Raw genomic sequence first — 20,805 nt, 5'->3', positions numbered from 1 at the left:
CCGCCGGCGCGAGCGGGACGCGCGCCGCCGTCGCGGCCAGGTCGGGCGCCGGACACAGCGCCAGCGCCGCCTCCAGCAGCCCGGGCAGCTGCGAGTACGGCTCGGCCAGCGCGACCTCGACCAGGTCCGCGAGCCGTACCCGGAGCAGGTCGCGCAGCGCGTCCAGCACCTGCGGCCGCTGCGGCGCGGCCAGGCGCAGCACGTCGAACAGCTGCACCAGGTGCGCGGTCGTGCGGGCCGGGTGGTCGTGCACGGCCAGCACCAGCGCGGGCAGCTCGGGGGTGCCGGCGAGCAGCTGCTCGGCGAGCAGGTCGGGCTTGAGCGGCGCCAGCGTGGGGTTGCCGGGAAACAGCTCCGCCAACCAGCGGGACACACGCCGCCGCCGTCCGTCGCCGGCATCGCCGAGCCCTGGCAGCGCGGTGAGGAGGGTGGCCACCTCCTGCCGGGTGGGCGCGGTCAGCGTGACCAGCGCCACGGCCTGCTGTACGTCCTCGTCGTCCAGATCCTGCACGCGGTGGGCCGCGAGCCGCCCCTCCCACCTGCGCCACTCGCGGTCCAGGAAGTCGCGCAGCATCCCCTCCGGCGTCCGCCGCGCGCCGCCCGCCAGCACGGCCAGCTGCACGAGCAGCGGGCTCACCCCCTCCTCGATCTCGAACGGCAGGCTCTGCTCTCCCTGCTGTCGCCCCTTTTCGTACGGCATCGCGGTGCCGAACACGCGGGCGGCGGCCTCCGCGTGCCGCCGGGCTTCCTCCGGGCTGAGCCGCCCGTCGCCGAGCGCCACTGTGGCGCGGGTGGACCTGCGCAGCAGCCCATCGGTGTCGCGGTTGAGCTTGCGCCACCAGGTGACGTCCTCGCCGCCGGGCGACCTGTCGATCAGCAGCAGGCGCACCCGCGGACCGCGTACCCGGTCGCCGAGGCGCTTGAGCAGGGCGATCACCGGGTCGGTCAGCCGGTCGGGGTAGTCGACCACCAGCAGCGTGGGCCAGGCCGGTTCGACGTGGACGCCGGAGGCGAGGTCGGCGGTCAGGCCCCGCTCGTCGCCGAACCCGGCCGCCCAGCCCGCCGCGATCAGCCGCTCGCACAGCTCGGCGCCGAGCCGGGTCTTGCCCGCGCCGCCCGCGCCCGACACGGTCGCGGCGCTGAACAGGTACGGCGCGGCACACCAGGCGCCCAGCCTGGCCAGCTCGTCCTCGCGGCCGACGAAGCCGACCTTGCCGTGCCTGGCCTGGATGAGCTGGTAGTCGGGCGCGTCGTCGGCCACCGGCAGGTACGGCGGCTGCAGGTAGCTGCCGGAGTCGAGGTCGGTGACCCGGCCGCGGTCCTCCACCTCCTCCACGTCCACCGGGCCGATCAGCTGGGCGAACGCGGGGTCGCTCAGGAGCCTGCGCACGGGCAGGGCGTGCAGGCGGGCGCTGCCGTACATGACGGGGTCGGCGATGACGACGCCGAGCAGCACCCGGCCGGGGCCGAACAGGGCGGCGCCGGACATGCCGTGCCAGCCGCCGGTGACGACCTTCGGGGCGATGATGTCGACGTCGTAGCGCTGCGACAGGTAGGCGGTGGTGGCGTTGACCGTGCCTGTCATGGTCTCCAGGTCGCGGTTGCCTTTGTCGTCGGCCTGCGAACGTGGGAACCCCCACGCGGTGCAGGACACGCCGATCCCCTTGACCCTTCCCCACCGCAGCGCCCCGCGATCAGGGCCGTCACGCCAGGGCGCGCCGGGGACACGAAGCAGCGCGGCGTCGAGCCGGCCCGCCTGGTCGCGCCACGCCACCTGGGCATCGAGCCACGCGTCGCCGTCGAGCAGCCGGACCTGGCAGCGGGCGGAGTCGTTGACGACGTGACCGGCGGTCAGGACGAGGTCGTCGCCTACCGCGTAGCCGGATCCGTATCCTCCCTCGGCGTACACCTCGACCACCCGGCGGTAACGCGTCATGTGCCCATAGTGGGTGAGAAACCAGGAGAGGGACATAAGCATCCCCTACTCACCCATGATCTGCCCTGCCGCCCACTGCGACGGCGAACTCACCGACCCCATCCGCGCGTTCCTCGCTGACATCAGCGAACTGTCGGCCGCGCCCGATCGCACTGAATTCGAGTCCAACTCACATCTTGACTGGCGAGTAACAAAGGCAGACCATGAATCAGCCGATTTGCGAGGTGCGCTCATGTTACGCAGCATCACCAGGATCATCGGGGTGGTGGCCTTACTGGCCACCCTGCCTCTGGCAGGGACCACCGCCACCGCCCAGACCGCCGCGGAATCCGAGGTCGGGGCGGTCGGGCAACCACCGGGATCAGCGAACCCGGTCCGCGGCTTCGTCGACGCCCACAGCCATCTCATGGCGAACGAGGCATTCGGCGGAAGCCTGATCTGTGGCAAGCCGTTCGACCCCGACGGCATCGAGCACGCCCTGGTCGACTGCCCCGACCACCAGCCCGACGGATCGCTCGCCTGGTTCGAGAACTTCACTCGCCATGGCACCCCTGTGGGCAAGCACGACCCGGTCGGCTGGCCGACGTTCAAGGACTGGCCGGCCCACGACTCCCTCACGCACCAGCAGGGCTACTACAAGTGGCTCGAACGGGCCTGGCGCGGCGGGCTCCGGATCTTCGTCAACGACCTGGTCGCCAACCGACAGCTCTGCGAGATCTACCCGCTCAAGCACAACACCTGCGACGAGATGGCCACGCTCAAGCTGGAGGCGCAGCGCACCTTCGAACTGCAGGACTACATCGACGCCCAGAGCGGCGGTCCTGGCCAGGGCTGGTTCCGGGTGGTGAAGTCGACCGCCGAGGCCAGGCAGGTGATCGCGACCGGCAAGCTGGCAGTGGTCCTGGGCATCGAGACCTCCGAGCCGTTCGGCTGCCGCCAGACGTGGGGCATCCCGCACTGCACCAAGGCGCAGATCGACCGCGGCCTGGACGAGATGTACCAGATCGGCGTCCGCAGCATGTTCGTCTGCCACAAGTACGACAACGCCCTGTGCGGCGTCCGGTTCGACCCCGGGACCACCGGCGTGATCGTCAACATCGGCAACTTCCTGTCGAGCGGCTCGTTCTGGAACGCCAAGACGTGCACGGGACCCGAGCACGACAACACGATCGACCCGGCCGGAGTGCTGCCGCCCGAGGTGGCCAAGTGGCTGCCGTTCGGCGTCGGCCTGCCGGTCTATCCCCCGGGGCCGCACTGCAACACCAGAGGCCTGACCTCGCTGGGCGCCTACATGGTCCAGGGGCTGATGAAGCGCGGCATGATCGTCGAGCTCGACCACATGAGCGTCAAGGCCGCCGCTCAGACGCTCGACATCCTGGAGGCCGCCAAGTATCCGGGCGTCATCTCCTCGCACAGCTGGGCGGACTCCAGCTACTTCCGCCGCATCTACCGGCTCGGCGGCATGGTGACCGCGTACGGCTCGCCCGCCGACTCCTTCACCGCGGGCTGGCGCGCGACGAAGCCGCTGCGTGACGAGTTCGGTCATCCCGGGTACGGCTACGGCCTCGACACCAACGGCATGGGCCCGCTCCCGGGCCCCCGTCAGGGCAGCGCGGTCACCTATCCGTTCACCTCGCTCGACGGCGCGGTCACGCTCGACCGTCTGCGCACCGGTGAACGGGTCTGGGACATCAACACCGACGGTGTGGCCCACTACGGCCTGGTCCCCGACTGGATCGAGGACATGCGCAAGTACGCCGGTGACGAGTTCGCTCAGGACATGCTGGCCGGAGCCGAGGCGTATCTGCAGACATGGGGAGGAGCCGAGGCCCGCAGGCAGACCTGAAGCCCCGAGCCCCTGGCAGGCCACTCTCATCGGGCGCCTGCCAGGGGCTCGCTTCTCCCCCGGGCGCACCCGCTCGGCGCTTGGGCGAGGTAGCCGAGGTAGTCGGTGCGCGGAACAGAGTGATCAGAACTGGACGTTCGTCATCGTGTACCACGTCGGAGCGAATACCAGCAGGGCCAGTGCGCCGAGGACCGCGAACGACTTGAGTGCGCGTGAGGTGGTGATGGTCGCGGGTGCGATGGGCCTCAGCTTCCATCGTCCGACCGCGATGAACGCCGCGACGCCTCCCAGCAGGAGATTCGCAGGCACCAGTTCGTATTCGCCGCGCGTGATATGAAAACCGGCCGCGAGGATCATCGTCAGCGTCAGGCCAACGGCGGCGAGCGGCGTCAGCTTCGGCTTGACTCCCGTCATCGCCGGCAGGATCAGGCCGACGCCGCCAAGTACCTCACAGACCCCGATGAAGACGATCAGGGGCTGCGGAACCGCGGCGTACCAAGCCACGGCCCGCGGCGCGGCCGCGTACAGAGCTCCGTCGTACAACAGCACTTTGCCGAAGCCGCTGCCGGCGAAGAAGAAGCCGAACAACACTTGAAGTGGCCAGAGTGCGCCGTTGAGCGTGAACCTCGTTCCGCGCCGCTTGGGCTGCTGCTCAATGTCCTTGACGCCGAGCAGGTTCTCGCTGACGCGCAGATTCATGTTCACTACCTTTCATATCGGGTTGGCCAGGGAACTGTTTGTTCCTTCGTCAGTACGCGATGACAGGACTCATTCGACCATCGCAGCGAGGTCGCGCGCGCGGCCTGTGGGACACGGTGGGACACACAGGGCACGGTCTAGCTGCGAAAACAAGAATTCGTACCGTGACTGCGGGCTGGGACGGTTCCCGCGGTGCGGGTGTCGAGCGTCCAAGATGGAGTGCCCGTAAGGCTCGCGCCAGAGGGCTCAAACCGCGTTGATTTTGTTTCCGTCGATTTGGCCGAAGCCGCTCGCTCGGGCCGTGTGACGCGATTCTTACCACCGGGCCTAGAACGAGGCCGGAGAATGTAGGCGGCGACCGCCCTGGTGGCGGGACGAGGTGGCACGCGCGGAAGACGCGCCCAGACGCCCTTCCGGGGACGGGAAGAAGATGCCGGCGTGCGGCGAAGGATGGATGAAAGCAACGATCACCATCCGGAAGGCGCACTTATGACGGAGACGGGCACATGACCGCCGATGTGGGCGAGCAGGTGACCGACGCCGACCTCGTCGCCGGCTACCGGCAGAACCCCGAGCTGTTCACCGCCGTGCATGACCGGTATTTCCGTGACATCTACCGGTACGTGGCGAGCCGCCTCGACACCCAGGTGGCCGAGGACATCACAGCGGAGACGTTCCTGCTGGCGTTCAACCGGCGTGACCGGTTCAACCCGGAAAAAGGGGGATTACGGCCCTGGCTGTTCGGCTTCGCCACGAACCTGGTGGCCCGGCACCGCCGCAAGGAGGCCCGCCACTACAAGGCGCTGGCGCGGCTGGACCCCGCGCCGGTCGTGGAAGGACACGAGAACCGGGTCGTCACGTCCGTGACCGCTCAGCGCATGCAGCCGCACCTGGCCATGGCGCTCGCCTCGCTGAACGGCGGCGAGCGTGACGTGCTGCTGCTCCTGGCGCTGAGCCAGCTCAGTTACGACGAGATCGCCCAGGCGCTCGGCATTTCCATCGGAACAGTGAGCTCGCGACTGAGCCGAGCCCGCGCCAAGATCCAAGCCCTCATCGACAGCCCCCTCATCGACAAGGAGACGACCCATGAATGACCTGGAAGAGGTCGCCACTCTGCTGGCCAAGCCGGAGCCGTCCGCTGCGGCGGCCGCGCGCAGCAGGAACCGCCTGCAGCAAAGGACACGTGCGGGCCGGGCGCACAGGCGCGTCAGCTGGTTCGTGCCAGGAGCCGCCCTGGTCGCCGCCGGGGCCGCCGCGGCGGTCGTGTTCACCACGGGGATGCCCACGAACGACGGCGCACCAGTCACGGGCAACAGGGTCACAGGCAAGGAGGTCCTGCTCATGGCCGCCGTCAGCGCGGAACGTACGCCCGAAGGCTCCGGGACGTACTGGCACGTCACACGCCAGTGGTCCAAGACGGACATTCCACCGATGGAGAGCTGGACCAGGCGCGACGGCAAGCGCTGGACCAAGGGCGAGCCGGGGAATCCCCCCGACGCCGTCGTCCCGGCCTGGAACACGCTCCACCTCAAGGGCGCCACAGTGACCTTTGAGGACCTCGAAAGGCTGCCGACGGACCCGGAGGGGCTGAAGGCGTGGATCGCCGAGCGCAAGGGCAACGAGAACGACATGTCCGCATCCGAAATCCGAGGCAACCCCACCTTCACCTTGCTCGCGCTGATCACCGAGCTGCCGGCGCCCGCGGAGGTCCGCTCCGCTGCGTTCCAGGCGCTCGCCGCGACGCCGGGAGTCGAGAATACGGGCGCGGTCGAAGGCGGCCAGCAACTGCGCTTCCCTGATCCTGACGGCGGTAGGAAGGACATCGAGCTGGTCGTCGATCCCGAGAAGGCCCGGGTGACCCGCGCCAACCTCGTCCTGGCCGGCGACGGCGGCGTGGCGGGGAGCGACAAGTTCATCTCCGTGTCCGCCGAGTGGACGGACCAGCTTCCTTCGGTGAAGAAGAGCTAGGGCCTGTACGGACTTCGGATCCACAAGATGGCGCCGCGTAGACGAAAGCCGGCGAGGTAGCTGTCGGGAGCCTTGTCGAGACGAAGGCCGGCCCACGCCACTCCTTGATCCGATTGACGCAGCGTCCGGCCATGTTGCGCTGCTTTTGAAGATCTGGATCATGCCTGACCGGGCGGCCGCCGCAGGAGCCGCGCTTCTTGCGGTTGGCCGCCCGGTCACTCTTCCAGCCGCGCCCATCCGATCACGAAAGCGGACGTGTCCCCGCGGCCCGCCAGGCGATCGACAGCGGTCTGCATGCGGACGTCGGGCCGCTGAAAGCACGCTGCAGGCGGCCTGCCCGTCAATGGTGCTGCAAGCCCAACAAGGTCGGCACCATCGCACAGGAGATCCCGATGAACCGCATCATGCGCACGCTGCTCGGAGTCACCGCCACCGCCGGCATCGTCGCCCTGGCCGTCCCTGTCCTGGGCACCGCCGCGAACGCGTCACCGACGTCGCCTGCGGACATCAACAGCACCAGCCATGCGCACGATCTCAGGCAGGCGCAACCCTTCCTGTTCAACTACACCTTCAACGGCCACCTCAAGATCGCCGGCGGCAACTTCACCATCGACCGCCGTGTCTTCCTGGTCGTCAAGTACGACACCGGCCGGACGGCGTTCTCCAAGTGGGAGATCGCTCACCCGCACCCCGTCACTCCCGGCGGCGCCGTCTACGTGGAGACGACGATCGCTGCGCCCTGCGCCGGAAGCAACAACGGATACGCACGCGCCTACGACGAGGCCACCCGAACGTGGTCCCCTCGCCTGCCGGTGTCGATCTGCCAGCGCATCGACTGACAGCCGCCGGCGCCGTGATCTGGAATCTCCCCCGGCAGGCGTCATGTCGTCGAGCGAACCCCTGGCAGCCGGCGCTCCCATGTGAACTCAGCTCGCAACCGTCCCGACCCGTCAGGACTCCGTGCGGGCGGTCAGGGAGTAGACAACGCGGTCGCCGACCTGGCTGGCCGTAATCGCGACGGGGCGGTAGCCCTGGCCGCCCGACTCCTTGATCTTGTCGCGGTGCCGCTGCGCCGGCAGGGCGGTGTTGCTCCACCATCCTCCGTTGTTCTGCGTCCACACCGCCGTGATCAGGCCCTTCTCGTCCACCGTGGTCAGCGGCATGTACTCCTTGGCGCGCCGGTCGAACTCGGTCTGGTACCGGTCGGCGTCCTGGCCGATGGTCATCGTCCAGTCGAGGTGGTCGGCGTTGGCCACCCAGGCGACGTCGTAGAGGACCTTCCCTGCCGTGCCGTGGGCGCTGAGCGAGACCGGAATGTAGCCCTTGGCCACGGCCTCGGTGTTGCGGCGGCGCAGGACCTCGGCCGTCATGCTGTGGTAGGCCATGAAGCCGCCCTCGCGCTGCTCCATGACGGCGGCGAACACCGGCCCGCCGGGCAGGTCGTGGGCCGCGGCGATGACCTGGCGGTAGCCCTTGGCCGTCCACTTGTCGAAGAAGTCCTTGTAGCCCTTGGCCGACAGGTTGTGCGCCGTCACATAGGCCGGGCCCGGCACCTTGCGCCACAGGGCCGTGTAGCCCTGATCGGTGATCGACAGCGACAGCGGGCGGAACCCCTGGTCGCTGAGCCGCTTTGCCAGGCGCCCGTGCTCGGCCGCGGAGACCTGGTAGTAAGCGCGCAGGTCCTTCTCGTTGATCGCGGGCGGCACCGGGCCGGTGGGACCCTTGACCTCCTTCCCGGTGATCGCCTTCGGATCGTCGTCGCCGGGCGCGTCCGGGGTGGGGGCGGTGGTGCTCGGCGGCACCTCCGGCGTGACGGTGACGGTCGCACGCGCCGGCTGCCCGGCGCTCGGCCGTACGGCAGGCTGGCGGGGCCAGAGCAGCACGGCGGTCGTCGCGCCGGCCAGCATCACCGCCGCCGCCCCCGCCCCGAGGAGCACGCCGACGCGGCGCTTCGACCGGGGCTCCTTGCGCTGCGTTTCCCTTTCGGGGCGCGCCGGCAGACCGCCGACGAGGCGCACGAGGAGATCGACGGCGCTCGGCCGTACGGCAGGCTGCTTGGCCAGGGCGGCGGCCACGGCGGGCCGGATCGGCGCCGGCACGCCACTGAGGTCGGGCTCGCCGGACAGGATGCGCTTCATGATCGCGGGTACCTCGCCGCCGCCGAAGGCGTGCCGGCCCTGGGCCGCGTAGGCCACCACGGCGCCCCAGGCGAAGACGTCGGCCGCGGCCGTGACCCGCTGTCCCTCGAAGACCTCCGGCGGGATGTACAGCGGCGTCCCGACGATCTGCCCGGAGGAGGTGAGCGTGCCGCCCGGCAGCCGGGCGATCCCGAAGTCGATGAGGCGCGGCCCGTCCGGGCCCAGCAGCACGTTGTCCGGCTTGACATCGCGATGCACGATCCCGGCCTGGTGGATCGCCGACAGTGCCGAGGCCAGCCCCGTCGCCAGCCGGTGCACCTCGTCGGGGCTGAGCGGCCCGCGCTGCTCCACCCGCTCGCGCAGGCTCGGGCCCTCGACGTACTCGCTCACGATGTACGGCTGGCCGCCCTCGAGCACCGCCTCCACCACCCGGGCGGTGAAGGCGGGCGCCGCGCCGCGGGCTATCTCCAGCTCCCTCGCGAACCTGGCCTTGGTCTCGGGGTCGGCCAGCGACTGCGGGTGCGGCACCTTGACGGCGAAGTTGCCCCCGGAGCCGTCCTCGCCGAGGAAGACGACTCCCTGGCCGCCGCTGCCGAGCCGCCCCGCCAACCGGAACCGCCCAATCTGGCCGGGGTCACCGGGCTGGAGGGGCATGATCACCATAAGGAGCATTTATAGCGACACATGCCCTCGAAAACGAGCCGCGCCGGTGGCGCGTGCAGCTTGGCACGGCAAGCTGCGCGCAGCGACATCGAACAAAGGTTCGACAGCCATCGCAAAGTCAAGAAGAATCAATAGATAAACGTGTTACGGTTATTACATCGGACTCGTTGGGGTCGCTCACAGAAGGTGATTCCCTAATGGAACCGGCCGGAAAATGACTGACAAGGCGACACCGAGCTTATGCCGATGCCACAATCCATGCGCGCGCTCGTAGCCGGAAAGGTCGGCGAGCCGGCCGATGTCCTGCGGCTGGAATCCCGGCCTATTCCCACGCCAGAGGCCGGTCAGGCGTTGATCCGCGTGAAGGCGACTCCGATTCACGCCAGTGATCTGCACGTGCTGCGTGGCCGCTACGGTTTCTCCCCCGAGTTTCCCACTGTCGGGGGTCACATGGAATGCGTGGGCCGTATTGCGGCCCTGGGCCCGGATACCGAAGGGCTGAATATCGGCGAGCGCGTCGTGGCCGTTGCCGTCCCGGCGATACCGGGGCCGCAAGTGGCCGGCACCTGGCAGGAATACCTTGTTGCCGATACACGAAGGCTCCTGCCGGTCCCCGACCAGCTGAGCGACTCCAGCGCCTCTCAACTCGCCGTCAACCCGTTGACCGCGCTGCTCCTCGTGTCTCGCGAGCTCGACGTACAGCCGGGTGAATGGTTGTTGCAGACGGCCGCGGGCTCCACCGTCGGCCGGCTCGTCATTCAACTGGCCAGGCATCTGGGCATTCGCACGATCAACGTCGTACGGCGGCGCGATGCCGTCGACGAGATCAAGGCGCTCGGTGGTGACGAGGTCATTTGCACCGAGGAGGAGGACCTGTTGCAGCGGGTGGCCGAGGTCGCAGGATCGGCCGGCGTGCGCAAGGCCATCGACTGTGTCGCGGGCCACGTGGGTGCCCAGGTGTCCCAGGCATTGGCTCCGGGAGGAGAGGTCGTGGTCTACGGTGCGCTCTCCACCCATCGGCAGACCGACCCGGCAGCGCTGACGATCCCGCTGCCGGCACGCTCGGTCATCTACGAGACCAAAACAGTCCGTGGCTTCTGGCTGAACCGCTGGTTCGGCACTACATCACCCGCGGATGCGTTGCGCGCGCTGTCCGAGGTTCGCAGTCTCGTCGTTGATGACGTGCTGAGCATCCCCCAAGGCGAGCCGTTCCCGCTCGAACGCTTCACTGAAGCCATCTCGTTCGCCGAAGCACCCGCACATGGCGCAAAACCGCTCTTCGTCTTCGAGGATGCCCGGGACGAAGACGACAGCTAGGACGCGGTACGCGTCTTCACCGTGCGTGCCGCCATGGCTGCACCCGGCACCGGCTAGAACGAGTTGGTGCGGTGGCGGGCTCGGAACTCCGCCAGGAGCTCGTCGGTCACTTCCGCGCCGGCCGCCACGGCCGCATGCACCTCGCGGAAGTAGCCCTCGTATCCGGCCGGCGTATAGAGGCACAGAGCATGGACCGGCTCGGTGCCGGCGTTGCGGAAGCCGTGCGGGGTTCCGCGCACCGCAGCGAGCAGGTGTCCGGGGCCGACCGTCACCTCCCCGTCGCCGTGGTGCAGGGTCAGGTCGCCCCGCAGGACGTAGAAATACTCGTCGTGCCCGTGATGCACGTGCGGGCGGGCACCGAGCACGCCCCCCTCCAGAGTGAACTCCTCGAACGCGAAGCGGCCGCCGGTGTGCTCGCCTGTCAATCGGAAGAAGTGCGCCACTCCCGCCACGTCGATCAGCTCGCCGTCCTCGGGGCGGCGCAGCAACGGGCGTGGTCCCGGCATCTGGTTGTCGATCATCTCAGCATTATCGGGTGTTCCAGCGAGCTCGGCGCGATGGCTACCTGCCCCCACCGCGGAGACGGCCATCGAGCAGTTCCGCGGTTAGAGGGCACGGCATCCTCGGCCGAGGAAGCGTGAAGATCCGTATCGGATGATGCGCGCCGCTCTATCACCCGGTCCTGCGGTATTCCTCGATCAGCTTGAAGTACTCGGATGGGGAGTCGGCGAACTTCGTGATGCCCTTCTCCGGATCGGTCGTCACGAAGTACAGCCAGGACCCAGCGGCCGGCTTCAGGGCAGCCTCGATGGCGTCGGCGCCCGGGTTGCAGATGGGACCGGGCGGCAGGCCGAGGCGCGCATAGGTGTTGTACCGCGACCGGCTCTTGAGATCCTCGTTCGAGGCCCTGATGCCGACCTTGTTCAGGCCGTACATGACCGTGCTGTCCAGTTGCAGCTTCATCTCGGGCTTGTGGTTCAGCCGGTTGTAGACAACCCGCGCGATCTTCGGCATGTCGCGCTTGTTGGTGGACTCGGCCTGGACGATGCTGGCGACGGTCAGGATCTCCAGTGGCGTACGGCCGGCATGCCTGGCGCCGTCCACCAGGTTGCTGTCCTCCGCGGCGCGATTGAAGCGTGTCACCATCGCGGCGAGGAGTTCGTCGGGGCTCGATGTGGGCGAGACCTCGTAGGTCGCGGGGAAGGCGAATCCTTCCAGCGCGCCCTTGGCATAGGCCGGAAGGCCAAGCGCCCTGCCGTCCTCGGCGGCCCGCTTGAACTCCACCAGCGGTCTGCCGGTGGCGGTCGACAGCTGCTTCAAGATCTGCGCGAGCCGCTGTCCTTCTTTCACGGTCAGGGTGGTTCGCCCCTGCTTGGTCTCTGCGAGAGTCTCGCCGGAGCCCTGCGCGGTGAAGTCCTTGGGGACCGGGGCCCGAGAGGACAGCCCCTGGACCACGAGCGTGGATCCGACCGCCATCACGGTTACGGCCGCCGCGGCCGCCAGGGCGAGGCCGCGCCGACGGGATCGACTCCGGTTGGACTGGAAGAACCAGCCCGGTGGGGGTGGCTGCTCCTCATGGGCCATGTCGGAAAGGGTCTCGCGCAGCAGGTCCTCGATGTTCATCCGAACTCCCTCACGGTGCTCAGTTCAGGTGCAGCCTGCTTCAGACGCTCCAACGACCGGTAAATCTGGCTGCGCACCGACCCCACCCTGACGCCGAGCAGCCGCGCGATCTCGGTCTCGGACAGGTCTTCGAAGTAGCGCAGCACGAGCATGGTCCGCTGCCGAGGCGTCAGCCGGGCCAGAGCCGCGCGCATCACCAGGCGAAGATCCACCATCTCGGCGTGCCCGTCGCCGACCTGTTCGGGCAGCCATCCGGTGGACACTTCCGCGACGCGGGAACGGCGCCGCCACCAGCTCACCTGCTCGTGATACATGACACGGCGGACGTAACCCTCAATGGCCGCCGAGTCTCGCAGGCCGCGCCACTTCACCGCTGTCTTCGCCAACGCCGACTGCACCAAGTCCTCAGCGGCGTGCCGGTCACCGGTAAGCAAGTACGCGGTACGGAACAGCGCCCCTGATCGATCGATGACGAACTCCCGGAAGTCCGCCTCAAATCCTGGATCCACCCGTCCTCCTCGCGATGTCACCAAGCAAGGACGCGGACAGGATGCCGATCTATGCCGGCATGGCCGAACTTCTGGATCGGTGCTGTCCCCCCGATCACCTGATGGTGGCTGATCTCCGCTCAGGGCCGCGGGCGATCGACGGGTGACCCGGGCTGGTCAGTGGGCGGTGACCGCGACCTTGAGTACGACGATGGCCAGGCCGAGGACGAGGTTGGCGACGCCGGAGACGATCACGACGTTGCGGGTGGAGCGGATCCTGACCGCCGCGGCGACGCCCCAGATGACCTGGCTGATCACCGCGACGGACACCGCCACCCAGGCCACGACCGCGTTGGACCCGCCCAGCGAGGAGGTGAAGGCGGCGGCGATGGCCGGCGGGAAGGAGGCCTGCGCCAGTGGCCACTCGCTCCTGGCGACCGCACGCAGGTTCCCCCAGGTGAGGCGTCTGGCCGGGTATCCGCCGCTGATGAGCTCGGCATAGGTGTGCGTGAGCCAGAACACCACTCCCGTGCAGACCAGCAGGACGATGAGCTCACCCGCGGCCGGCGGCGGGCCCTCCGCCGCGGCGCCGACGATCACGGAAGCGGCCAGCAGCGAACCGTACACCGCGCCCGCGTAATCCGCAGGTTCCGGGGCCGCATCCGCTTCATGCTCGTTCATGCCAGCAGTGTGCTTCGCGTCCGCCGGATCACCCGGGTCGGCATGCGGGCGGATGTACAGATTTGGCGATACCCACTGACCGTGGCTTCTTCCACAGGACGCGTTTCTCGCCCGCGCGGACCGGTGGGGCGAGCCTGCTCTGGACGGGCGGGATCGCGAACCACGGCGGCGGCAGCCGTACGGCATGAAAACGGCACAGACCCGCACGTAAAGGCAGTCGCGGGCGGAGCTTTCGTATGCTTGGGCGATGATCGGGTTATTAGGGCCGGTTGAGGTGGATGGGCGGGTGATCAGTGCCGCCAAGCCGCGCACGCTGCTGGCCGTGCTGGCCCTCTCTCCGCGCCGTACCGTCCCGGTGAGCGTGCTGGCCGGCGCGTTATGGGGCACCGCGCCGCCCGCCCGGGCGGTGAACCAGATCCAGGGGTACATCGTGCGGCTGCGCCGGCTGCTCGGCGGCGACGCGCTGGTGACGAGGACGCCCGGCTACCGGCTCGATGCCGACGATCTCGACACGCAGCGTTTCCAGCATCTGGTCACCGCGGGCAGGCGGGCGCTCGGTGAGGGGAAGGCGGAGGTGGCCGCGGCTCGGCTCGCCGAGGGGCTGGCGTTGTGGCGCGGCCCCGCGCTGGCGGACGTGCCCGACTCGCCGGTGATCGCGGCGCAGGCGGCCAGGCTGGAGGAGCTCAGGCTGGTCGCGCTGGAGCTGCGCGGCGAGGCGGAGCTGCTCAGGGGCCGCTATCAGGAGCTGGTGGCGGAGCTGCGCGTGCTGGTGGCCGCCCATCCACTGCGCGAGCGGCTGCAGGCGCAGCTGGTGACGGCGCTGTTCGGGGCGGGCCGCCAGGCGGAGGCGCTGGACGCCTATGACCGTGCCCGCAGGGCGCTCGGCGAGCTGGGCCTGGCGCCGGGGCCGGACCTGCGGCGGGTGCAGCGGGCCGTGCTGCTCGGCGACGCGGGGCTGCTGGAGCCGCGGGGTCCGGGGCTGCCGGCCGTACCGGGGAAGCCCGCGGTGGGGCGCGCGGGCGGGACGGCGGACCTCGACCGGCGGTACGCGGCGCTGAGCGACGCGGCGGCGGGCACGCTGCGGCGGATGGCGGCGATCAGGCTGGCGCAATTCCCCGGCTGGTGCGTGGCGGCGGCGATGGGCAGGACCGGCGCGGACGACGTGATCGACGAGCTGGCCGGGGCGGGGCTGCTGGACGTGGCGCGCACGGACCAGTTCGGCGACCGGTGGTATCGCATCCCGTCGCTGGTGCGGCTGTTCATGGGCGAGCACGTGGCCGAGGAGTCGCCGCAGGACGTGCGTGACGCGGTCCGCAACGTGCTGGAGTGGAGCACTCGCCTGGTGGAGGGCGTCCTCGACCGGCCCGGGCTCGACCTGGAGAGCTGGGTGGCGGCGGAAGGGCCGGCGCTGGTCGACGGGCTGCGCACCGCCTGCGACTCCGGCTGGCCCGATCTGGCCAGCTCGCTGGCAGGGAGCCTCACGCGGCTGGCCTTCCCGCCGCCTCCTGGCCGGGCGTGCGGCGTCTTCGCGGGCTCGGGCAGCGCGCCGGGGTGCCCCTGCGCACCGCTGTGGAGCAGCGGGTTCAGCGGGAGTTCAGCGGGCTGAGTGCCGCTGGTTCAGCGGGCGCGCAGAAGATGGCGCCCGTGAACGGCATCCTGCTCCTGGGACTGAGCACCGGGGTTGTGCCCGCGATGCTGGCGGTCGGGCTGGTGCTGATCTACCGGACGCACCGGATCGTGAACTTCGCGCTGGCCGGGGCGGGCATCCTCGGCGGGCTGGTGTGCGTGCGGCTGGTGCAGGCGTGGCAGGTGCCCTGGGGCCTGGCGGTGCTCGCGGGGGCCGGGGCGGCCGCGCTGGTGTTCGGGCTGTCGGAGTACCTGCTGGCCCGCCGGTTCGAGCGCGCGCCCAGGACCACGCTGACGATCGCCACGATCGGGCTGGCCCAGCTCCTGCTCTTCGCGGAAGCCGTTGTCCGGTGGGCGAGTTCGGGCCGGCAGGAGTCCACCGACCTGCGCACGCCGCTGGCCACCATCCGCTGGTCCGTCGGCGGGGTGATCCTGGACGCCAACTCGGCGCTGCTCGTGCTCTTCGCGCTCGCCGCCGTCACCGCGCTGACGCTGTTCCTTTCCAGGTCCAGGTACGGCCTCGCGGTGCGGGCCGCCGCCGACGACCCGGCCCGCGCCGCCCAGCTGGGCGTCCCGGTACGGCGGGCCGGGACCCTCGTCTGGATCGTCGCCGCCGGGCTCGCCGCGGCCGCCGTCTCGCTCCAGGTGCCGATACTCGGGCTGGCCGGCGGGCAGGGTCACGGCCTGCTGTTGCGCGCGCTGGCCGCGGCCGTGGTGGCCAGGATGGTGAGCCTGCCCGTGGCGCTGGTCGCCGGGCTGGCCACCGGCGTGATCGACCAGGTGGTCTATTCGCTGTTCGGCGGCTCCACGCCGGCCGACGTGCTCTACGCGGTGCTCATCGTGGTGGCGTTGCTGCTGGTCAAGCCGCTGCCTGGGCGGACGTTCCGGCCCGCGCAGGCGCTCGCGCCGCGCGGCCGGGTGCATCCGGCGTGGGCGCTGCCCGCGGTGGTGCCGGTGTTCCTGGGAGAGGGAACGGCCAACCGCGCGGCGACCGTGGCGATCTACGCGATCGTCGTTGTCTCGGTCGTGGTGGTGGCGGAGTGGGCGGGCGAGCTGAGCCTGGGACAGTTCGGGTTGGCCGGGGTGGGCGCCGTGGTGGCCGGACGGTTGACGGCCGATGCCGGGGTGGCCTTCCCGACCGCCGCGCTCGCGGGCGCGCTGGCCGCCGGACTCGCCTCCGTCCTGCTCGGGCTGGCCACGCTGCGAGTGCGCGGGCTGGGCTTCGCGGTGGCCACGCTGGGCTTCGCGGTGGCCGTGCACTCGGCGATCCCGCTGCTCGCGCCGCGTGCCCGGCCGGCGCTGGTCGCCTCCGACCGGGTGCTGTACGTGATCGTGGTGATCGTGCTCGGGCTGGTGATGCTCGGGCTGGTCAGGCTGCGCCGTACCCGGACAGGACGCGCGGCCCTGGCCGTGCGCGACGACCCTGCGAGCGCACGCGTGTACGGCATCAGCCCGATCCGCGTCCGCCTGACCTGCTTCGCGGTGGCGGGGATGGTGGCCGGGCTCGGCGGCGCGCTGCTCGCGGTGCACCAGCACGCCGTCACCGCCAGCTCGTTCCCGGTGGCCGAGAGCATTGCCGTGCTGACCATGGCCGTCGTGGGCGGCGCCTGGTCGCCCGCGGGGGCGGTGCTGGGCGCGGTGGTGATCAGGGGCTCGACGCTCTTCCTGCCCGCCGACTTCTCGCTGCTGCTGACCGGGGCAGGGCTGATCGCGGTGCTGCTGCTGGCCCCGGGAGGGCTGGCGGCGCTGCGGCCGGTCCGAGCAGCGGCATGAGGACGCGCGGCGCGGTCGCGCTCATCGCCGCCTCCGAACTCCTGCTGGCCTTCGGCGGAGCGGGCACCGGCGTGCTGCTGCCGGACATCCAGCGGGCCTTCGGGCTGGAGCTGACCGGGATCACCATGGTGGCCACCCTGTCCACGCTGGCCGCGACGCTGTTCGGGCTGCCGGTCTCCGCCTGGATCGACCAACGGGCCAGTCGGGTCACCTGGGTGGCCGCCGGCGCCCTGCTGGCCGGGCTGTCCGGCGCGGGCGGCGCGCTGGCGCCCACCGCGGTGCTGTTCGGCCTGGCCTGCTTCCTCGACGGGTTCGCGCTCGGGGTGACCGGGCCGGTGCGCAGCAGCGTGCTGGCCGACTACACGCCGGTGGGCGGGCGGCCCGCCGCGTACGCGGCCACGTCGGCGGCCAGGTCGGCCGGGACGATGCTCGGCCCCGCCGCCGTCGGCGCGGTCGCGGTGCTGGCCGGATGGCGGTGGGCGCTGCTGGTGACCAGCGCCCTGGCCCTGGCCGTCGGCCTGGCGAGCCTGCGCCTGCGCGAACCGGTGCGCGGCGCCCAGGAACGCCTCGCCCTCGGCCTCGATCACCCGCAGGAGGAGTCCAGGCCCAGGCTGGCCGAAGCGGTGGCCCTGTGCCGGAGCGCCCGAACGGTTCGCAGGTTGTGGTGGTCCACGCCGTTCACGGTCGGCGCGCTGGCCGCGCTCGGCCTGTTCCTGCCCCTCTACCTGCAGGAGAGCTTCGGGCTGAACGCCGTCGAGCGCGGGCTTGCCGGGGCGCTGGCGCAACCGTTCGCCATCGCCGGCCTGGTGCTCGGGGCGCCGCTGGCCGGGCGGCTGCTCGCCGGCCGACCGGCACGGCTGTTCCGCGCGGTGTCGGTGATGGGGTTCGTCTCCGGCGGCTGCGTGGTGGTGATGGCGCTGGCGCCGTCGCTCTGGCTGCTGCTGGCCGCCTCGTGTCTGCTGGCGCTGGCCGGATCGGTGCTCGGCCCGGGCATCTCCACGGTGCTCTCCCTGGTCATGCCCGCCAGGGCACGCACGGTCGGCTTCGCGATCGCCGCGCTCTGCTCGCTGCCCGGCATCGCGCTGCTGCCGGTCATGGGAGCGATAGGCGAGGCGTGGGGATACCGGGCCGCGCTGGTCGCGCTCGCCCCGGTCCTGGTGACGGGCGCGCTCGTCCTGGGCATGTCAGGGAACGGCTTCCTGGCCGATCTGCGTGACGCCCGGTCACTGTCGGCGGCACTGTCGGGTTCCTTCCTCGCGCTGCGCGGGGTGTCGGTCGACTACGGCACGGAACGGGTGCTGCGCCCGGTCGATCTCGACGTGGCCGAGGGCGAGCTGGTCGCGCTCCTCGGCACGAACGGGGCGGGGAAGACCACCCTCCTGGGTACGGTCTGCGGTGCCGTACCCACGTCCGGGGGTGGGGTGGTCTTCTCAGGGCGGGACATCGGCGCGCTGCCCGCCGCCGAGCGCGCCGCGCTCGGCATCACGCTCGCGCCGGGCGGCAGCGGCGTGCTCGGCTCGCTCACCGTCGCCGAGAACCTGCGCCTGGCCGCGTGGGCGCACCGCCGCGAGGCCGGGGACCGCATCGCCCAGGCGCTGGAACTCCTCCCTGATCTGGTGCCCACGCTGGACGCCCGCGCCGCCACCCTGTCCGGGGGCCAGCAGCGCATGCTCACCCTCGCCCAGGCGCTCGTGGCCAGGCCCAGGCTGCTGCTGATCGACGAGCTCTCGCTCGGCCTGGCGCCCGCCGTCGTCGAACGACTGCTCGCGGTGATCCGGCGGCTGCACCGCGAGGGGACGACCATCGTGGTGGTGGAGCAGTCGGTCAACCTGGCGCTGGAGCTGTGCCCGCGCGCCGTGTTCATGGAACGCGGCGAGATCCGCTACGACGGCCCCTCAGCCGGCTTGCGCGAGCGTCCCGACCTGCTCAGATCGATCTTTCTGTCTCCCGGTACGGCCCCGGTTTCCACGCAGGCGGGCCCTGCGGTGCTGCGCGTGACCGGGCTGAGCCGCTCCTTCGGCGGCATCACCGCCGTCGACGGGGTGAGCTTCACCCTGCGGCGCGGCGAGGTGCTCGGGCTGATCGGCCCGAACGGCGCGGGCAAGACCAGCCTTCTTGACCTGCTGTCCGGTCTCGACCGTCCCGACGCGGGCCGGATCGAGTGCGCCGAGGTGCTGGGCCGCTGTTTCCAGTCGGCGGGCTCGTTCCCCGCCCTGACCGTCACCGAGGCGATCATGGTCGGCGGTGACCGGCGGCTGGCCGTCCGCGAGCCCTTGGCGCACCTGCTCGCCCTGCGCGCCGCGCGGTCCAGCGAGAAGGAGGCCCGCACCTGGGCCGAGGAGCTGATCGAGCTGCTCCACCTCGGCGACTATCGCGACCACCGGGTGGGCGAGCTGTCCACCGGCACCCGCCGCGTCGTCGACCTGGCCTGCGCCCTGGCTCACCGCCCGGGAGTGCTGCTGCTCGACGAGCCGTCAAGCGGGCTGGCCCAGCGCGAGGTCGAGCAGCTGGCCGCGCTGCTGCTGCGCGTCCGCGCCGAGCTGGACGCCGGCCTGATCGTGGTCGAGCACGACATGCCGCTGCTCGCCAACCTCGCCACCCGCCTGCTCGCCCTGGACGCCGGCCGGGTCATCGCCTGCGGCGCGACCGCCGACGTGCTCGCCGACCCCGCCGTGCTGGCCTCCTACCTGGGCGGCGACCCGCGCGCCGCCCAGCGGTCGGGGAGCCAGGATGCGTAGGGCACCGGGATACGCGCTGGCAGCGCTGTGCCTGGCCGTGCTGCTCGCCGCCGCGCAACTCCTGCACCAGGCGGTCCCGCCGCTGCCCGACTACCTGCGCGACGACCCGGCCTGGCGGCCGCCCGTCGCGACCGCCGACTGCTCCCGCCGCGCCCAGCTCGGCAAGGACTTCCCCTGCCGGGCCCGGCCGCTCCCCAGCTCCGGCGGGACCATCGTGATCGTCCTCTACCTGCCCTGGGAACGGCCCGACGTCACCGCCATGCGCGCCACCATGGGCCTGGCGAGCCTCGACGAGATCGAACGGCAGGCGCACACTTCCTTCGCCTACTTCACCCACGCCTTCGAGACCTACGGCCGCACACCCGTGCTCAAGGTCTACCGCTCCCAGGCTCCGCCGACCGACGACCCCGCCCTGCGCGGCGACGCCACCACCCTCGACGAGGACCTCGACGCCGACTTCGTGATCGGCGCCGTCCACCCCACGCTGATCGACGAGCTCGCCAGGCGCGGCATCGTCTCGCTCAGCGCCGCCTACCTGACGGGCGACTTCCTGCGCGCCCACGCCCCCTACCACTACAGCCTGCTGGCCGACACCGACACCGTGAACCGGCTGCTGGCCTCCTACATCGCCCGCCGGCTCGGGCCGCGCGCCGACTACGCGGGGCGGGGCCTCAAGGGCAGGCAGCGCCGCTACGCCGTACTGCACAACGCCGACACACCCGTCGGCGAGCAGCTCGCCGCCGCGCTGCGCGCGCAAGGTGTACGGCCGGCGATCACGATCGGCTACCCCTCCGACTCCAGCGCCGTGGCCACCTACGCCAACCTCATCCAACAGGTGCGCTCCGCCGGAGCCACGACCCTGGTGTGCGCGTGCGCCCCCGAACCCCTCGCCTACCTGACCGGCATCGCCGCCGGCCAGGGCTACCAGCCCGAGTGGATCATCGGCGGGCACGACTTCAACGACGTGGACGTCGCTGCCCGCGTCTTCGAGCCCAGCCAGTGGCGCCGCGCCTTCGGCATCAGCACCCTCGCCACCCCCGACCGCGACGACCGGGGCGACCCGACGTACTGGAGCATGGCGCTGCTCTTCCTCGGCCTCGAATCCGCCGGGCCCACCCTCGACCCCGGCACCTTCCGTCAGGGCATGCGGCTGCGAGCCGTACCCGCCGACGCCAGGGAGATCTGGTGGGACGCCGAGGCCCGCGTGTACCGCTCGCCGGACGGCGGGCGCCGCCGTACCACGTGGCCTGCCACCCCCGCCAGGCCCTTCGACCCCGCCTGCCTACCGCGCGATTCCTGCAAGGAGTGA

At 70.9% G+C, this 20,805-nt stretch carries 16 protein-coding genes; 9 read left to right on the top strand and 7 right to left on the bottom strand.

Annotated features, from left to right (window positions below):
* The coding region (locus tag KIK09_RS54685) for a S1 family peptidase (RefSeq protein ID WP_214327556.1) at positions 1-1,936 on the bottom strand (1,936 nt) is incomplete at its 3' end.
* 232 nt (positions 1,937-2,168) lie between these two features.
* On the opposite strand from KIK09_RS54685, the gene KIK09_RS54680 reads away from it, so the two are divergent.
* The gene (locus tag KIK09_RS54680) at positions 2,169-3,782 is read left to right on the top strand and encodes a membrane dipeptidase (protein WP_214327555.1); all 1,614 of its coding nucleotides are present in this window, start codon (positions 2,169-2,171) and stop codon (positions 3,780-3,782) included.
* Positions 3,783-3,905: 123 nt separating this feature from the next.
* Here the strand turns inward: KIK09_RS54680 and KIK09_RS54675 are convergent, their stop codons facing one another.
* On the bottom strand, positions 3,906-4,481 hold the full coding sequence (locus KIK09_RS54675) for a DoxX family protein (protein ID WP_214327554.1): 576 nt from the start codon (positions 4,479-4,481) through the stop codon (positions 3,906-3,908).
* A gap of 506 nt (positions 4,482-4,987) precedes the next feature.
* On the opposite strand from KIK09_RS54675, the gene KIK09_RS54670 reads away from it, so the two are divergent.
* The 3 genes from KIK09_RS54670 (at position 4,988) to KIK09_RS54660 (ending at position 7,288) form a co-directional block, all read left to right on the top strand.
* A complete protein-coding gene (locus KIK09_RS54670) occupies positions 4,988-5,575 on the top strand; it encodes an RNA polymerase sigma factor (protein WP_214327553.1) in 588 nt (195 codons plus the stop codon).
* On the top strand, positions 5,568-6,449 hold the full coding sequence (locus tag KIK09_RS54665) for a CU044_5270 family protein (RefSeq protein WP_214327552.1): 882 nt from the start codon (positions 5,568-5,570) through the stop codon (positions 6,447-6,449). The genes KIK09_RS54670 and KIK09_RS54665 overlap by 8 nt, the downstream gene beginning before the upstream one ends.
* 197 nt (positions 6,450-6,646) lie before the next feature.
* A complete protein-coding gene (locus KIK09_RS54660) occupies positions 6,647-7,288 on the top strand; it encodes a hypothetical protein (RefSeq protein ID WP_250575347.1) in 642 nt (213 codons plus the stop codon).
* A 111-nt stretch (positions 7,289-7,399) separates the two neighbouring features.
* Here KIK09_RS54660 and KIK09_RS54655 read toward each other — a convergent pair whose 3' ends face one another.
* On the bottom strand, positions 7,400-9,250 hold the full coding sequence (locus KIK09_RS54655; protein ID WP_214327551.1) for a protein kinase domain-containing protein: 1,851 nt from the start codon (positions 9,248-9,250) through the stop codon (positions 7,400-7,402).
* 258 nt (positions 9,251-9,508) lie between these two features.
* Here KIK09_RS54655 and KIK09_RS54650 point away from each other — a divergent pair, with 258 nt between their 5' ends.
* Positions 9,509-10,567 (top strand): zinc-dependent alcohol dehydrogenase family protein, encoded by a 1,059-nt coding sequence (locus KIK09_RS54650; protein ID WP_214327550.1) that lies wholly within the window; start codon positions 9,509-9,511, stop codon positions 10,565-10,567.
* A 53-nt stretch (positions 10,568-10,620) separates the two neighbouring features.
* Here the strand turns inward: KIK09_RS54650 and KIK09_RS54645 are convergent, their stop codons facing one another.
* From KIK09_RS54645 to KIK09_RS54630, 4 genes are all read right to left on the bottom strand, one after another.
* Entirely contained in the window at positions 10,621-11,088 is a 468-nt protein-coding gene (locus tag KIK09_RS54645; protein ID WP_214327549.1) for a cupin domain-containing protein, read from the bottom strand.
* A gap of 151 nt (positions 11,089-11,239) precedes the next feature.
* Positions 11,240-12,190: an endolytic transglycosylase MltG gene (mltG, locus tag KIK09_RS54640; RefSeq protein WP_214327548.1), complete on the bottom strand. Its 951-nt coding sequence runs from the start codon at positions 12,188-12,190 to the stop codon at positions 11,240-11,242.
* The gene (locus tag KIK09_RS54635) at positions 12,187-12,699 is read right to left on the bottom strand and encodes a SigE family RNA polymerase sigma factor (RefSeq protein WP_214327547.1); all 513 of its coding nucleotides are present in this window, start codon (positions 12,697-12,699) and stop codon (positions 12,187-12,189) included. Before KIK09_RS54635 ends, mltG begins: the two co-directional genes overlap by 4 nt.
* A 156-nt stretch (positions 12,700-12,855) precedes the next feature.
* Positions 12,856-13,359 (bottom strand): hypothetical protein, encoded by a 504-nt coding sequence (locus KIK09_RS54630; RefSeq protein WP_214327546.1) that lies wholly within the window; start codon positions 13,357-13,359, stop codon positions 12,856-12,858.
* A gap of 247 nt (positions 13,360-13,606) precedes the next feature.
* Here KIK09_RS54630 and KIK09_RS54625 point away from each other — a divergent pair, with 247 nt between their 5' ends.
* From KIK09_RS54625 to KIK09_RS54610, 4 genes are read left to right on the top strand one after another with little or no spacing between them, the layout of a single operon-like run.
* Positions 13,607-14,965 (top strand): AfsR/SARP family transcriptional regulator, encoded by a 1,359-nt coding sequence (locus tag KIK09_RS54625; protein ID WP_214327545.1) that lies wholly within the window; start codon positions 13,607-13,609, stop codon positions 14,963-14,965.
* Entirely contained in the window at positions 14,875-16,758 is a 1,884-nt protein-coding gene (locus tag KIK09_RS54620; RefSeq protein WP_214327544.1) for an ABC transporter permease subunit, read from the top strand. The genes KIK09_RS54625 and KIK09_RS54620 overlap by 91 nt, the downstream gene beginning before the upstream one ends.
* Positions 16,755-19,496, top strand: coding sequence for an MFS transporter (locus KIK09_RS54615; RefSeq protein ID WP_214327543.1), 2,742 nt, complete (start codon positions 16,755-16,757; stop codon positions 19,494-19,496). Before KIK09_RS54620 ends, KIK09_RS54615 begins: the two co-directional genes overlap by 4 nt.
* Positions 19,489-20,805: a type 1 periplasmic-binding domain-containing protein gene (locus KIK09_RS54610; RefSeq protein WP_214327542.1), complete on the top strand. Its 1,317-nt coding sequence runs from the start codon at positions 19,489-19,491 to the stop codon at positions 20,803-20,805. The genes KIK09_RS54615 and KIK09_RS54610 overlap by 8 nt, the downstream gene beginning before the upstream one ends.

Source organism: Nonomuraea sediminis, assembly GCF_018531495.1.
Lineage (GTDB): Bacteria > Actinomycetota > Actinomycetes > Streptosporangiales > Streptosporangiaceae > Nonomuraea > Nonomuraea sediminis.
The sequence above is the reverse complement of the archived record's forward strand: the minus strand, read 5'-3'. Positions and strand labels throughout refer to the sequence as shown.

What these genes read in the sequence shown, in the direction of transcription:
- KIK09_RS54670 (WP_214327553.1), top strand. Translation starts at nt 4,988, where the DNA reads ATGACCGCCGATGTGGGCGAGCAGGTGACCGACGCCGACCTCGTCGCC.
- KIK09_RS54665 (WP_214327552.1), top strand. Translation starts at nt 5,568, where the DNA reads ATGAATGACCTGGAAGAGGTCGCCACTCTGCTGGCCAAGCCGGAGCCG.
- KIK09_RS54680 (WP_214327555.1), top strand. Translation starts at nt 2,169, where the DNA reads ATGTTACGCAGCATCACCAGGATCATCGGGGTGGTGGCCTTACTGGCC.
- KIK09_RS54630 (WP_214327546.1), bottom strand. Translation starts at nt 13,359, where the DNA reads ATGAACGAGCATGAAGCGGATGCGGCCCCGGAACCTGCGGATTACGCG.
- KIK09_RS54615 (WP_214327543.1), top strand. Translation starts at nt 16,755, where the DNA reads ATGAGGACGCGCGGCGCGGTCGCGCTCATCGCCGCCTCCGAACTCCTG.
- KIK09_RS54645 (WP_214327549.1), bottom strand. Translation starts at nt 11,088, where the DNA reads ATGATCGACAACCAGATGCCGGGACCACGCCCGTTGCTGCGCCGCCCC.
- KIK09_RS54610 (WP_214327542.1), top strand. Translation starts at nt 19,489, where the DNA reads ATGCGTAGGGCACCGGGATACGCGCTGGCAGCGCTGTGCCTGGCCGTG.
- KIK09_RS54650 (WP_214327550.1), top strand. Translation starts at nt 9,509, where the DNA reads ATGCGCGCGCTCGTAGCCGGAAAGGTCGGCGAGCCGGCCGATGTCCTG.
- KIK09_RS54655 (WP_214327551.1), bottom strand. Translation starts at nt 9,250, where the DNA reads ATGGTGATCATGCCCCTCCAGCCCGGTGACCCCGGCCAGATTGGGCGG.
- mltG (WP_214327548.1), bottom strand. Translation starts at nt 12,190, where the DNA reads ATGAACATCGAGGACCTGCTGCGCGAGACCCTTTCCGACATGGCCCAT.
- KIK09_RS54625 (WP_214327545.1), top strand. Translation starts at nt 13,607, where the DNA reads ATGATCGGGTTATTAGGGCCGGTTGAGGTGGATGGGCGGGTGATCAGT.
- KIK09_RS54675 (WP_214327554.1), bottom strand. Translation starts at nt 4,481, where the DNA reads ATGAATCTGCGCGTCAGCGAGAACCTGCTCGGCGTCAAGGACATTGAG.